This is a genomic window from Pseudomonas sp. MCal1, from assembly GCF_026341415.1.
Lineage (GTDB): Bacteria > Pseudomonadota > Gammaproteobacteria > Pseudomonadales > Pseudomonadaceae > Aquipseudomonas.
Genome location: NZ_JAKUMP010000008.1, coordinates 147801 through 160673 on the forward strand (window position 1 = coordinate 147801; position 12873 = coordinate 160673).

At 61.9% G+C, this 12873-nt stretch carries 13 protein-coding genes; 4 read left to right on the forward strand and 9 right to left on the reverse strand.

Annotated features, from left to right (window positions below; genetic code table 11):
• The first annotated feature begins 11 nt into the window (after positions 1-11).
• Positions 12-1247, forward strand: a complete 1236-nt coding sequence (locus MKZ87_RS15040) for a M20/M25/M40 family metallo-hydrolase (RefSeq protein ID WP_085698643.1) — start codon at positions 12-14, stop codon at positions 1245-1247.
• Positions 1248-1336: 89 nt separating this feature from the next.
• Here MKZ87_RS15040 and MKZ87_RS15045 read toward each other — a convergent pair whose 3' ends face one another.
• The 8 genes from MKZ87_RS15045 to MKZ87_RS15080 form a co-directional block, all read right to left on the reverse strand.
• Complete coding sequence (locus MKZ87_RS15045; RefSeq protein WP_007956238.1) at positions 1337-2206, reverse strand: isocitrate lyase/PEP mutase family protein; 870 nt, start codon at positions 2204-2206, stop codon at positions 1337-1339.
• 160 nt (positions 2207-2366) lie between these two features.
• On the reverse strand, positions 2367-3401 hold the full coding sequence (astA, locus tag MKZ87_RS15050) for an arginine N-succinyltransferase (RefSeq protein ID WP_266201222.1): 1035 nt from the start codon (positions 3399-3401) through the stop codon (positions 2367-2369).
• A 55-nt stretch (positions 3402-3456) separates the two neighbouring features.
• Entirely contained in the window at positions 3457-4473 is a 1017-nt protein-coding gene (locus tag MKZ87_RS15055; protein ID WP_266201223.1) for an arginine N-succinyltransferase, read from the reverse strand.
• Between the two features lie 119 nt (positions 4474-4592).
• Positions 4593-5942 carry an APC family permease gene (locus MKZ87_RS15060; protein WP_085704073.1) on the reverse strand — a complete coding sequence of 450 codons (1350 nt, stop codon included), beginning with the start codon at positions 5940-5942 and terminating at the stop codon, positions 4593-4595.
• An 87-nt stretch (positions 5943-6029) separates the two neighbouring features.
• Complete coding sequence (locus tag MKZ87_RS15065) at positions 6030-6782, reverse strand: N-formylglutamate amidohydrolase (protein WP_085698647.1); 753 nt, start codon at positions 6780-6782, stop codon at positions 6030-6032.
• Positions 6766-8097: a glutamine synthetase gene (locus MKZ87_RS15070; protein WP_266201224.1), complete on the reverse strand. Its 1332-nt coding sequence runs from the start codon at positions 8095-8097 to the stop codon at positions 6766-6768. Before MKZ87_RS15070 ends, MKZ87_RS15065 begins: the two co-directional genes overlap by 17 nt.
• Positions 8094-8738 carry an isochorismatase family cysteine hydrolase gene (locus MKZ87_RS15075; protein WP_085698649.1) on the reverse strand — a complete coding sequence of 215 codons (645 nt, stop codon included), beginning with the start codon at positions 8736-8738 and terminating at the stop codon, positions 8094-8096. The genes MKZ87_RS15070 and MKZ87_RS15075 overlap by 4 nt, the downstream gene beginning before the upstream one ends.
• Positions 8739-8740: 2 nt before the next feature.
• On the reverse strand, positions 8741-9595 hold the full coding sequence (locus tag MKZ87_RS15080; protein WP_085698650.1) for a MurR/RpiR family transcriptional regulator: 855 nt from the start codon (positions 9593-9595) through the stop codon (positions 8741-8743).
• 322 nt (positions 9596-9917) lie between these two features.
• Here MKZ87_RS15080 and MKZ87_RS15085 point away from each other — a divergent pair, with 322 nt between their 5' ends.
• Entirely contained in the window at positions 9918-10490 is a 573-nt protein-coding gene (locus tag MKZ87_RS15085; protein WP_085704083.1) for a histidine phosphatase family protein, read from the forward strand.
• Positions 10487-11242, forward strand: coding sequence for a precorrin-6A synthase (deacetylating) (gene cobF / locus MKZ87_RS15090; protein ID WP_266201225.1), 756 nt, complete (start codon positions 10487-10489; stop codon positions 11240-11242). The genes MKZ87_RS15085 and cobF overlap by 4 nt, the downstream gene beginning before the upstream one ends.
• Here cobF and ftrA read toward each other — a convergent pair.
• Complete coding sequence (gene ftrA / locus MKZ87_RS15095; protein ID WP_266201226.1) at positions 11211-12200, reverse strand: transcriptional regulator FtrA; 990 nt, start codon at positions 12198-12200, stop codon at positions 11211-11213. The two genes, cobF and ftrA, sit on opposite strands and share 32 nt — an antisense overlap.
• 100 nt (positions 12201-12300) lie before the next feature.
• Here ftrA and MKZ87_RS15100 point away from each other — a divergent pair, with 100 nt between their 5' ends.
• Positions 12301-12735 (forward strand): rhodanese-like domain-containing protein, encoded by a 435-nt coding sequence (locus tag MKZ87_RS15100; protein WP_085698654.1) that lies wholly within the window; start codon positions 12301-12303, stop codon positions 12733-12735.
• Positions 12736-12873: the final 138 nt, after the last annotated feature.

The following is a 12873-nucleotide window of genomic DNA, read 5'->3' on the forward strand; positions in this document are numbered from 1 at the left end:
AGGATTGATTCATGACGTTCAAATTCCCCCGTTCCCTGCTGGCCGCCGGTCTCGGTCTGACCCTCTCTTTCACCACCGCAGGCGCCTTCGCCGAACCGCACAAACAAGTGCTGGCCGACGCCGAGCAATACAAATCCGAAGCCCTGAAACTGCTGGAACGCCTGGTCAATATCGACTCCGGTTCCGGCGATGAAAAAGGCCTCAGACAAGTCAGCGAAATCGCCATCGATGAGCTGAAAAAGCTCGGCGCCACCATCGAACTGGTGCCCAACTCCCCGGAAAAGACCAACCATGTACTCGCCTCGCTCAAAGGCACCGGCAAGGCGAAGATCCTGCTGATGGCGCATATGGACACGGTGTTCAAGGAGGGCTCCGCTGCCGAGCGACCGTTCCACATCAAGGACGGTCGCGCTTACGGGCCGGGGGTGATGGACGACAAGGGCGGGATCGTCGCCGGCATCTACGCGCTGAAAATCCTCAAGAACCTCGACTTCAAGGATTACGCGCAAATCACTTTTCTGCTTGATGCCAGCGAAGAAACCGGCTCGGACGTCGCCACTGACCTGATCAAGAAAACCGCCAGGCTGCACGACGTGACGCTCAATCTCGAGCCGGGCCGTCCGGCAGATGGGCTGGTGGTGTGGCGCAAGGGCAGCGCCACCGCACTGGTCGAGGTCAAGGGCAAGGCTGCCCACGCCGGTGTCGCGCCGGAACTGGGACGCAATGCGGCGATGGAAGCGGCGCATCAGATCCTGCAACTGGGCAAGCTCGGCGATGAAGCCAGGAAAACCACCATCAACTTCACCGTGCTCAAGGCGGGTGATCGCACCAACGTGATCCCGGATCAGGCCACGGCCAAGGCTGACGTGCGGGCGGCAGTGCCGGAAGAGTTCGACCGGATCGAGAAGGATCTGGCGCGGGTGTCTCAGGACAAGCTGATTCCTGACACCGAAGTGAAGACTTCATTGCAACGCGGCCTGCCACCGATGCCGCAGACGGCGGAGTCGGATCGTTTGATGGCGATGGCTCAAGGGATCTACGGCGAGATCGGCCGCAAGTTGACTGAAGAAGGCAGCGGCGGGGCGGCGGATGCGAGCCTGTCGGCCGGGGTGGGTACGCCGACGCTGGATGGGTTCGGGATTGTTGGCGGCAACATTCACACGCCGGAGGAATATGCGGAGGTGGAAAGCGTTGCGCCGCGGATTTATCTGTTGTCGCGGATGATTATGGAGTTGGCGAAACAGTAACGGCAGCCAGCGGTTTCGCGGCGGGCGCCATGCGAGTGGGACTCGTAATGGCGTCGGGCCGCTCTGCCTCTTTGTCGCGTGTTGCGAGGTTACTCTTTGACGCTCATGTATTCCTTGGCCCAGAGGATGTATTCCTCAGGCTGGGTGTAGGTGTGGGTCAGCTCGGTGGCGCTCAGGTCCGAGGCCTGGGTGAAGATCTGGCGTTGTTCGCGCAGGCTGTCGTAAGTCGCCTTGATCGCCGCGAAGTAGGCACCGTGGCCGTCGATGGTCACTCGCACACCCAGTTCGGCCAGGCGTTTGTCGTCGCGCAGCGCCGGGTTGCCGTAGGTCACCAGCATCAGCGGCACGGTCAGGTGTTCGGCGATCTGCTCGAGCTGATCGAAGTCCTGAATCCCGACCATGCAGATACCATCAGCGCCTGCGGCCTGGTACTGCTTGGTGCGGCTGATGATTTCCTGGTTCGGCAGGATGCCGGCGTTGGTTCGGGCGATGATCGCCATTTCCGAATCGACTCGGGCTTCCAGTGCCGCACGGATCTTGCCGACGCCTTCGGCGACGGTGATCAGGTCGGTGGATTTACGGCCAAATTGTGCTGGCAGCAGGGTGTCTTCAATGGTCAGCGCAGCGACGCCGGCGCGTTCCAGTTCGACGATGGTGCGCATCACGTTCAGCGCGTTGCCGTAACCGTGGTCGGCGTCGGCGATTACCGGCAATTGGGCGACGCGGCCGATGCGGGTGGCCTGTTCAGCGAATTCGCTGAGGGTGATCAGGGCAAAGTCCGGAGCACCCAGAACCTGCAACGAGGCGACCGAGCCGCCGAGAATCCCTACTTCAAAACCCAGGTCAGCGGCGATGCGGGCGGACATCGGATCGAACACCGAGGCGGTGTGATAGCAGGTGTCGGAAGCCAGCAACTGACGGAAGTTACGGCGCAAATCTTGATGAGAAAGCCTGGTCATACGAGTTCCACCAATACAAAGGAATGGAAAGGCTTGAGCAAAGGTGTCAACGCCGAAGGTGAAAAGGCTATCACGCCAATGGGTCAAGGATCATGACGAATTAACGAGGAAGTTAACCAGGAAAAACCTGTTCAGGCTTTCTTGCTGCAGGCAGAGGCGCTCAGGCCGCCACTGCCTGCTGCTGTTGATTGGGCAGCGGCACCGCCCGTACGGAGTTGCCCGGCTGCAATTGCAGGCGTTTGGCGGTGAGGCGGTCAACCACCAGATTGCTGCCGACCCGGCGTCCCGGAGCGACGGTAATGCGGCAGTTTTCCAGACGCCGGTTGTGGATCAGCCACAGCGGTGCCTGTTCGTCCGGCGTGCCGATGCTCAGGGTCAGTTCCAGGCTGTCACGCACGGTGCGGATGCTGCCGATCGGTGCTTCGATCACCGGGCCGCCGTCGAAGATGTCGATGTAGCCTTTGTGGACGAAGCCCTCGGACTGGAGGATTTTCAGTGCCGGTTCGGTGTTGGGGTGGGCCTGACCGATCACGGCCTGGGCCTGTTCGGTGAGCAGGCAGGTGTACAGCGGCTGACGCGGCATCAGTTCGGCGATGAAGGCCTTGTTGCCCAGCCCGGACAGGTGGTCGGCATGGCTGAAATCCATCTGGAAGAAATGCCGCCCAAGGCTGTCCCAGAACGGCGAACAGCCTCGTTCGTCGGCAGTGCCGCGCAGTTCGGCGATCATTTTCTCGCCGAACAGGTGCGGGAATTCGGCGACAAACAGCAAGCGCCCCAGCGACAGCAGACGTCCATTGCTGCCGTGGCGCTGGTCGTGGCGCAGAAACAGCGAGCACAGCTCCGATTGGCCGGTCAGTTCATTGTTGAGGAACAGCGTCGGGATCTGCCGCTGAATGCCCAGGTCCGGCGCCGAGCTGACCGTCAGCCCGACCCGATAGTTGTACCAGGGCTCGCGCAGGCCGACAGCCCCGGCCAGGGCACTGACACCGACCACTCGCTGTTCGTCGTCTTCAAGCACGAACAGGTAATCGGCATCGGCCCGCTCGACCTGCTCGGCGAAGGTGCGCTGTGCCCAGCGTACCCGGTGGGCCAGGCGATCTTCATTGGCGGGCAGGGTGGTGAACCCCGGCCCGGCCTGTAGCACCAGTGTCATCAATGCAGGCAGGTCGCTGACTTGAACCGGACGGACAATCATGCTGCAACTCCTTTTGCGCGCCTGCTCGGGCACTGTCGTTGGGTAGAGGCGCGGTTCACAGGGCGATCACCCGGATCGTGCCGCCAGCGCGGACGTTGAGTGCCGCGCACAGGGCAGGGTCCAGTGCCAGGGGCTGATCGGGCTGGTAATCCAGCTCGGCGACCACCGCCCGAAAGCCATGCAGAGCATTGTTGCTCACCAGATAGTGACCGCGTGCATCGATCAGGGGAGCTTCCTGAACCGTAGCGGTCTGGCTTTGCGCGATCGAACGGATGTTGGCGGTGCGTGCATACAAGGTCGGGCCCGCATCGAACAGATCGATGTAGCTGTTGGTTTCAAAACCCTCGCGCTCAAGAATGTCGAAGGCTTCCTGGCCGTCCGGGTGGACGCGGCCGATGCAGTCCTGCGCCGCCTGCGGCAGCATCGGCACGTAGATCGGGTATTGCGGCATCAGTTCGGCGAGAAACGTACGGCTCTGCAAGCCGCACAGGCGTTCGGCCTCGACGTAGGGCAGGTCGAAGAAATGTTTGCCCAGCGCATCCCAGAACGGTGAATGCCCTTGCTCGTCGCTGTAGCCGACGATTTCGGTAATCACCGCTTCGGCAAATCGCGGCGCGTGGGCGGCGATGAACAGCAGGCGTGCCCGCGACAGCAATTCGGAAAACGGCGTGCGGACCAGCGCTTCATCGATGTGAAAACCGCGCAGCAGCGTATGTCCGCTCAGGTCGTGGCACAGCGACAGTGCCGGCACGCCGTGTTCGATGTTCAGCTCTCGCGAAGCACTGGTGAAGTGGCGGTTGCGCAGGCTGTAGAACGGTTCGTCGTGGCCGGCGGTGGCGAGAATTTCGGAGCAGCCGACCAGGCGGCGGCTGTCCAGGTCTTCCAGCACGAAGAAGTAATTCTCCGGGCCCTGGACCGCCGCATCGCTGTCAAACGAGGCGCAGGACGCTGCGATTTTTTCGCCCAGACGCTCGCTGTCGTCCGGCAGGGAGGTGACGCCCACCAGGCTGTCGCGCGCCAATTGTTGCAATTGAGGCAGGTCGTTTGGCTCGACTGGACGTAAGACCAGCATGGATGCACTCCTGTATCAAAAAGGTTCGGCCCATTCGCCGAACCTGACTATCACTGTCGGTTTCCACGCGTTAAAGCGGCGGTCGCCTGATTTGTTGTCAGACGCCGCCCTTTTTCTTGTCAGCCATTGCTCGGGTCGGGCAGCGCGGTACTGGCGCCGAGTTTGTTCAGGAAGAACAGGTACACCAGACCCAGGGCGATCCAGATCAGGCCGAGTTTTTGTGCATCGACGCCCATGTTGTACATGATGGCCGCGACGATGATGAAGCCGATCACCGGGCAGATCAGGTGACGAATCACCTGGCCGGACTTCTGTCGGCGCCAGTAGTAATTGATCACGGTCAGGTGCAGCAGCATGAAGCCGCTCAGGGCGCCGAAGTTGACCAGCGAAGTCAGGGTGTCCACCGAATTGATGAACAGGTAGCAGATCACCAGCGACAGCACCGCCACCAGATAAATGCTCAGGTAAGGCGTGTTGTGTTTCGGGTGGACCTTGGCCAGCACCTTCGGCAACTTGCCGTCGCGGGCCATGCCGAACAGCAGGCGCGAGACCGCCGCTTGCGAAGTGATCGCTACCGCCACGCCCCAGGCCAGGGCCGTGGCCACGCCGGTCAAAGTCGCCAGCCAGCTGCCGGCGGCGATTTCGGCGATTTCATAGAACGCGGTGTCGGCGGACTTGAAGCCCATGCCGGCGGCCAGATCGGTGGCGATCCAGGTCTGTACGACGAAGATTGCGCCCATTACTACCAGAGTGATCAACGCTGCTTTGCCGACGCTGCGGCCCGGATCGCCCTTGATCTCTTCGGCGAGGGTGGAGATTGCATCGAAGCCGAGGAACGACAGCACCGCAATCGACACCGCTTGCATCAGCAAGGCGAAGTTGAAGGTTTCCGGGTGATACAGCGGCGCGAGGGTCAACTGACCGTTGCCGCCACCGTTGTGCAGGGCGTTCCAGGCGTAGAACAGGAAAATCCCCAGCACCACGAGCTGCGCCAGCAGGAACAGGATGTTCATGCGGGCGGTGAAGGTAATGCCGCGCAGGTTGACGAAGGTTGCGCTGACCAGGAACGCCAGAATGAAACCGACTTTCGGGATGTCCGGGTACAGGTGGTTGAGCGCCATTGCCGCGTAGACGTAAAGCAGCGGCGGAATCAGCAGGTAATCGAGCAGCATCAGCCAGCCGGCGATGAAGCCGACGTGTTGATTCAGGCCCCGTTGCGCGTAGGAGTACACCGATCCGGCAACCGGAAAGGCCCGCGCCATGCTGCCGTAGCTCAGCGCAGTGAAAACCATTGCCACCATGCCGATGATGTACGCCAGGGGCACCATCCCCGGTGCCTCGGCGTTGACGTAGCCATACACCCCGAACGGGGCAATGGGGATCATGAAGATCATCCCGTACACCACCAGGTCGGTGAGTGTCAGGCTACGTTTCAACTCCTGCTTGTAGCCAAACTCTTCTATTTCCATGAAGCGCAACTCCTTGTCAGCCAATCGTTCGTTTTAGTTGTTATGTCGGTCCGTCGTTTACAGCGTCAGCAGTGGTTACAACAATTCTTACAGCAATGGCGCCAGATAATTCGCCCAGCGGGTCACCGCTTCCGGGCTGCGCAGCAGGTCGTTGCGCACTTCGATCAACACCGATTCCAGGCCTCGCGCATCGCCGTGCACCGGCACGGTCATGTCGCCCAGCGGGTCGATCTTGTACGGCTGGTTACCGGCGACTTTCAGCGGGTGCTTGCCGAGACCGTCGAGCATCTGTCGGGCATAGGCCTTGGCCTGGCCGAACAGCACGCCGACTTCCAGCTCGCGCGGCTGGCCGTAGTACACCGGGGTGAAACTGTGAATGCCTACCACGCGTACCGGCCGACCTTCGGCCAGACGTGCATCGATCAGTTGCTGCAGCCGCGTGTGAAACGGCTTGAACAGGCACTGGCGACGGTATTCGCGGGTGGCCTCGTCAAGCTCGCGGTTACCCGGCACCTGATAGATCTCGCTCTGCGCCGGGATGCTGTCGGGTGCATGCCGGGGGCGGTTGAGGTCGATCAGCAGACGCGAATAGTTGGCGCTCAGCAGTGTGGCGCCAATTTTTTCCGACAGTTGCTCGGCCAGTTCCAGCGCACCGATGTCCCAGGCAATGTGTTCGCGCGCCGCGGTGTCATCCAGGCCCAGATTGTTCAGGGCCTCGGGGATGTAGCGGCTGGCGTGTTCGCACACCAGAATCAGCGGGTGCGTCGAATCTTCACGGCTCAGGTTGTAGACCGGTCGGGTGTACAACCCCAGCTCGGCGGATTCAGTACAGGCGTGCATAGTGCTCACACAGGTCAGCGGGCGAGAGCTGTTCCGTCAGCGCCAGTTCCTCGGTTTTAAGGGCGAAAAAAGTCTCGAGCAACGCGCTTGGCAGCGCTTCGACCAGCGCTTCACTGCGACGCAGGCAATCCAGTGCCTGGGCCAGGGAGGCGGGCAGGGCAACGATGCCCCGGGCCTTGCGTTGTTCATGGTTGAGTGAATCGGGGATTTCATCGGTGATCGCGTTCAGTGCCAGACGCTGTTCGATGCCCAGGCGTCCGGCGATCAGCAGCGCGGCCATTGCCAGATGCGGCGAGGCGGTGGCGTCCATGGCGCGGAATTCCAGGTTGTATTGCTTTGCCACGGGTGTGTTGCCCAGGCTCACGGTCGGGCAAATACGCAGCGCGGCTTCGCGATTTTGCTGGCCGAGGCAGGCGTACGACGCGCTCCAGTGGTGCGGCTGCAAACGCTCGTACGACACCGGCGTCGGTGCCGTGAACGCACACAGCGCCGGCAAATAATGCAGCACGCCCGCCGCCCAGTGCTGGCCGAGGGTCGACAGACCATTGCTGGTGCCGGCGTCGTAGAGCATCGGCTGACCGGCCGGATCGAGCAGGCTGACGTGCAGGTGAACGCCGTTGCACACCGCGTCGGCGGCGGTCTTCGGCGCAAAGCTCAGATCCAGGCTCATTTGCCGGGCAATTTCGCGGGTGATCTCGCGCACGTTCACCGCGCGATCCGCCGCCGCCACACCAAGGGTCGGGCGGCAGGTGATTTCGTATTGGTGCTTGCCGTATTCGGGCAGGAACATCTCCGGCTCGACACCTCCGGCGCGCAGCGCGCTGAGCAACCATCCACCGAATTCGGCGCCCTGGCGCTGGGCTTCGAGCGAGAACGCCAGATGTTCGGCAAACCCGGCGTGCAGATTGAATTCGTGTTCGAACGCGGCGTTGACCTGCAAGCCGAGTTCATCGCGATAGCGCTCGACCTCGTTGCGCAACAGAGTGCGCGGGCAGGCTGCCCATGGTCGGCCGTCGGTCTCGCGGATGTCACCGTGAATGAAGTCCAGCGCCGGGGCGGCGGCGTCCGGGCCGTTGCCGACGGTGACGCGGCTGGCCAGATCGGGAATCAGCCGCAAATCGCCATAAGCGCCCCACGGACTGGTCGAAGCGATGATGTCCTGCGGCGTCAGCGCGCTGTTGGCGGGCACCCAGCCACAACCGGCGGCCTGATAGTGCTCCAGCTCATCGGTGGGAAACGAACGGCCTCGAGTGACGCCGATCAGGTCGGTGGTGACGATGGTGGTCATCGGCAACGGCGACAGGCGTTCGCTCATGGCTGCATCTCCTGCAACCGGCCAAGCACGGTGTCGGTGTCGGTGATCCAGCAGTAGCCCTTGATCGCATTCAGGCAAGCGTCGTGGCGCGCTTCGGTGTAGGTCGCGCAGGCGTCGGCCACCAGTGTGACGAGGTAGCCACGGTCGGCGGCGTCGCGCACGGCCATGTCCACGCACTGGTCGGTGACGATGCCGGCGATGATCAAGTGGCGGGTTTCGAGGTTGCGCAACACGTAGTCGATGTTGGTCGAGTTGAAGACCCCGGACGAGGTTTTCGGCAGCACGATTTCGTTTTCCGCAGGCGTCAGTTCAGCGATGACCTGTGCCTGCGGGCTGCCCTTGGGCAGATGCATGTCCGACAGTTTGTGATCCAGCGAGCGGTCGCGGCCATCGGCGGTCAGGCTTTCGATCAGGGTGTGCAGTACGTTCTGCCGGGTGTCGCGGAAGGCGTTGAGCAGCCGAACCTGATTGGGCACCACTTGCGAGCGCGTGCGGTTGAGGAAGTACGCGGCGTCCGGGCCTTCGAGGTGCGGGTCGAACTGGGGCTCAAGCCAGGCTCGCTGCATGTCCACCAGCAACAGCGCGGTGTGGTCGGTGACAAACGGCAGGTCCCGTGGCGAGCGATGGGGAAGACTGAACATCCTTATTTATCCTCCAGCAAGTGGGTGTCGAAGTCGTTGCGCAGGGCATCGATACCTTCCAGGCGATCGGCCAGGTCCGGGCAGCGCAGGGTCAGGCAAGCGATCAGCGCTTCAACCTGAGCGAGCGCCGGAACCATGGTGTCGAACGGCGAAGCCGACTCCACCGGAGCGCTGATGATCATGTCGGCCAGTTCGCGCAGCGGCGAGGCATAGATGTCGGTGAACAGCACGACGCGGGCGTTGCCGTTTTTCGCGGCGCTGGCCACGCGCAAGGCCTGGGTCTGGTAGCGGCGATAGTCGAACACCAGCACCACGTCCTGGCGTTGCAGGTCGAACAGGCGATCCGGCAGCTGCGCGTTGTCCTCCAGCGCAAAACAGCCGGGGCGCAGCAGTCGCAAATGGTTGAGCAGGTAGGTCGCCATCAGACTGCTGAAGCGCCCGCCGAAGCAGTAGACCTGATGGCGGGTGTCGAGCAGCCAGTCGGCGAGGATCCGCACGTCTTCCGGTTGGGTCAGGGCCTGGGTTTCAGCCAGCAGGTTATGGCTGTGAGCCAGATAATGGCTCCAGGCATCGTCCTTGTTCTGATGCGAACGCGGCTGCAACAGCGTGCGCGGTGAGCGCAGTCGATGGTCCATATCGCTGAGCAGGGCGTCCTGGAATTCGGCGTATCCGCCGAAGCCGAGCTTTTTAACCAGCCGCACGATGGTCGGATCGCTGACGCCGGCATGTTCGGCCAGGCGCGCCATCGGGCCAAGCCCGTTGCGTGGATACTGATCGAGCAAGGCGCGAACGACTTTGCGCTCCGACGGCGTCAGATCAAGGCCGGGGTCGGTGATCAGGTCTCTTAGAGGGGGCATCCGGGCTCCTGCTGGATGGGGGGGTGTTGAATTCGCTTCATAATCCTTTAAAACAGTATTTATGTAACTGGCGCTACATGTCTAGCGAATTTTTTGGCGTTTAGACCAAGCCCCAAAATGGGGCGGGATGCCCGTAACGCAAGGGTTACACCGCTGTCGATCAGTCTTGTAGTCCATTGCCCATAGTGGTGTCAGACAATTGCACTTTCAGACTTCAGGCCATCCTGTCGACTTGCTCGGAGCCTCCTGTTTTACGGCACAATTGCCGCTCCATCCGCGATTGCGTTGATGGTTGTCCTGTCTTCCAGCCGAGTGACTCCCCGTGCAGACCACCCGTTTGACATTGATCTGCCATGCCAGAACTGTCGCACAAAAATTGGCGTGTTTTCCTACGAACGAACCTGTTGAAGAAACGGAGTTGGCGTCCTGTTCGCTGGCTTCGCGTTTCGCCATGGCATCTCGTCTGATTTGTGGCCCGGAGCTGCGCAGCCGTCAGACGGCAGCGTGGTTTGGCCATGAAGCGCACGTCGATGAGGCCCTGCGTGATTGCGACTGGGGCCGGTGGCAAGGTCAATCGCTCAAGGACTTGCAACGAAACGAACCCGAGGCCTTGCAAGCGTGGCTCGAAGACCCGCACGCCGCACCCCATGGCGGTGAGTCGGTGGCGCAGCTGCGTGAAAGGGTGGCCGCGTGGCTGGTTGCACTGCAAGCCACGCCGGGGCACGTGGTGGCGGTCACTCATCCGTTCGTGATTCGCGCTGCATTGATGCAGGTCGTGCAGGGCGAGGCGTTTCACAGCCTCGATGTCGAACCGCTGGCGGCGGTCGAGCTGCGGTTTGCCGGGCGCTGGCGACTACGCTTGTCCGGCATGAACCTGGAAGGAGCAGAGCAATGAAGCGATTGCTGGTGATCGGCATCGGTGCCGGCAACCCGGACTACATCACGATGCAGGCGGTGAAGGCGCTGAACCGGGTGGACGTGTTTTTCCTGATGGACAAGGGCCAGAGCAAGGACAAGTTGCTCGACCTGCGGCGAGAAATCTGCGAGCGCTATATCACCGATCGTACGTACCGTTTCGCCGAAGCCCACAGCCCGGAGCGCGAGCGCGGCGATGTGGACTACAACGCCAGTGTCGATGAGCTGAACCGTGCCAAGCAGCAAACCTTCGAACACCTGATCAATGACGAATTGCCTGACGGGCAGTGCGGCGGTTTTCTGGTGTGGGGCGATCCGGCGCTGTACGACAGCACGATTCGCATCCTGCAGGCGATTCTGGCCTCGGGGCGATGTGCGTTTGAATTCGAAGTCATTCCCGGCATTACCAGCGTTCAGGCCTTGGCGGCACAGCACAAGGTGCCGTTGAACACCATCGGTCGTTCGATTGAAATCACTACCGGCCGGCGCCTGGCAGCGGGGAAGGTGAGTGACACGGACAGTCTGGTGGTGATGCTCGATGCCGAAGATTCCTACCACCACGTGGCGGATCGGGAGACAGAGATTTACTGGGGCGCCTACCTCGGCACGCCGGATGAAATCCTTATCAAAGGCAAGCTCGGCGCTGTTGCCGATGAAATCGAACGGGTGCGCAAGGCTGCCCGGGCCGAGCATGGCTGGATCATGGACACCTATCTGTTGCGCAAGCCTTGACCTCCCGACCGAAGCGCTCGCGATACACCGACGGTGGCACCCCGACCGCGCTGCGAAACGCCACACGAAAGCTTTCCACCGAGCGATAACCACAGCGCAGGGCGATCTGCTCGGTGTTCTGCGGCGTGCTTTCCAGCAACTCACGGGCCCGGGCCAGACGCTCGTGTTGCAACCAGGCCTTGGGTGACTGGCCGCTGGCCTCCGTGAATTTGCGCAGGAAGGTGCGTTCGCTCATCGCCGCTTCGCTGGCCAGATCGCGCACCTCCAGCGGTTCATGCAGGCGCTCGCGGGCCCACTGCATCACGCGCGACAGGTCGCTGCGCGGCGTCGGGCTGACTGGGGTGGGAATGAATTGCGCCTGGCCGCCGGTGCGCTGCGGCGACATCACCAGCCGTCGTGCCACCGCGTTGGCGATCTGGGTGCCGAAGTCCCGCGCCACCAGATGCAGGCAGGCGTCGATCCCGGCTGCACTGCCGGCCGAAGTAATCAACTGGCCGGAATCGACGTAAAGCACATCCGGATCGACATCGATGGCCGGGAAGCGCTCGGCCAGCTCCGAGGCGTAGCGCCAGTGAGTGGTGGCGCCATGCCCGTCGAGCAGGCCGCTGGCTGCCAGCACAAAGACGCCCGAGCAGATCGACAGCAACCGGGCGCCGCGTGAATGCGCATCACGCAAGGCTTCGAGCAAGGCCTCCGGCACTGGCGCACTGCGGTCGCGCCAGCCGGGAATGATGATGGTGCGCGCCTCTGCCAACAGCTCAAAACCGCCATCGGCCAGCACCTGAATACCGCCCATGGCACGCATCGGGCCTTGATCGACCGCCGCAATGCAGTGCTCGTACCACGGAAAATCGAACTCCGGCCTAGCCAGGCCGAAGATCTCCACGGCGATACCGAACTCGAATGTGCAGAGGCCGTCGTAGGCCAGAATTGCGACCAATCCAGGTGAATCAGGCATTTGGCGGAAAATTCCCGGTGAGTGTCTTGTGCGCCACTGTAGCGGCAAGCGACGGCTCGATAAAGTCTGTTCATCCCCACAGACAAAGGAGTGATTCAACATGCCCAGCCTGGTTCGCGAAATTCCTGCAGCGCCTTCGGCCGTTGCCTTGATGCATTTCAGCAACCGTCTGACTTTCGAAACCGACTGTTCCGACGTCTTCAGCAGCCAGCAGGCTGGCGAGGTCGATTTTGTCCTGGTAGACGTGCGCGGGCCGCTGGCCTTCGAGCGTGGGCATGTGCCGGGGGCAATCAATATTCCCGGGCGTTTGCTGACGGCGGAGGGGCTGGTGGCCTACTCGAAAAACACGCTTTTCGTGGTCTATTGCGCCGGTCCCCATTGCAATGGCGCCAATAAGGCCGCGGTGAAGTTGGCGGCGTTGGGTTATCCGGTCAAGGAGATGATCGGCGGGGTGACCGGATGGCTGGATGAAGGCTTCCAGTTGAGTGTTGCGACACCACGCGCCGCCACCGCCCCGATCGCTTGCGATTGCTGATAATCGGAAAGTTGCCGCTTTGGCGGCAGCTTTTGTCGGCTTTGTCCTACAAGGCTTGCACCGCTCTGGCGCACGCTTTTCCCATGTGACGGCAGTCGCCGATTTTCTGTAAGTATTTGTCGCTTAAAAACAATTTGC

What these genes read in the sequence shown, in the direction of transcription:
- cobF (WP_266201225.1), top strand. Translation starts at nt 10,487, where the DNA reads ATGAAGCGATTGCTGGTGATCGGCATCGGTGCCGGCAACCCGGACTAC.
- MKZ87_RS15075 (WP_085698649.1), bottom strand. Translation starts at nt 8,738, where the DNA reads ATGTTCAGTCTTCCCCATCGCTCGCCACGGGACCTGCCGTTTGTCACC.
- MKZ87_RS15055 (WP_266201223.1), bottom strand. Translation starts at nt 4,473, where the DNA reads ATGCTGGTCTTACGTCCAGTCGAGCCAAACGACCTGCCTCAATTGCAA.
- MKZ87_RS15065 (WP_085698647.1), bottom strand. Translation starts at nt 6,782, where the DNA reads ATGCACGCCTGTACTGAATCCGCCGAGCTGGGGTTGTACACCCGACCG.
- MKZ87_RS15100 (WP_085698654.1), top strand. Translation starts at nt 12,301, where the DNA reads ATGCCCAGCCTGGTTCGCGAAATTCCTGCAGCGCCTTCGGCCGTTGCC.
- MKZ87_RS15070 (WP_266201224.1), bottom strand. Translation starts at nt 8,097, where the DNA reads ATGAGCGAACGCCTGTCGCCGTTGCCGATGACCACCATCGTCACCACC.
- MKZ87_RS15040 (WP_085698643.1), top strand. Translation starts at nt 12, where the DNA reads ATGACGTTCAAATTCCCCCGTTCCCTGCTGGCCGCCGGTCTCGGTCTG.
- MKZ87_RS15060 (WP_085704073.1), bottom strand. Translation starts at nt 5,942, where the DNA reads ATGGAAATAGAAGAGTTTGGCTACAAGCAGGAGTTGAAACGTAGCCTG.
- ftrA (WP_266201226.1), bottom strand. Translation starts at nt 12,200, where the DNA reads ATGCCTGATTCACCTGGATTGGTCGCAATTCTGGCCTACGACGGCCTC.
- astA (WP_266201222.1), bottom strand. Translation starts at nt 3,401, where the DNA reads ATGATTGTCCGTCCGGTTCAAGTCAGCGACCTGCCTGCATTGATGACA.
- MKZ87_RS15080 (WP_085698650.1), bottom strand. Translation starts at nt 9,595, where the DNA reads ATGCCCCCTCTAAGAGACCTGATCACCGACCCCGGCCTTGATCTGACG.
- MKZ87_RS15045 (WP_007956238.1), bottom strand. Translation starts at nt 2,206, where the DNA reads ATGACCAGGCTTTCTCATCAAGATTTGCGCCGTAACTTCCGTCAGTTG.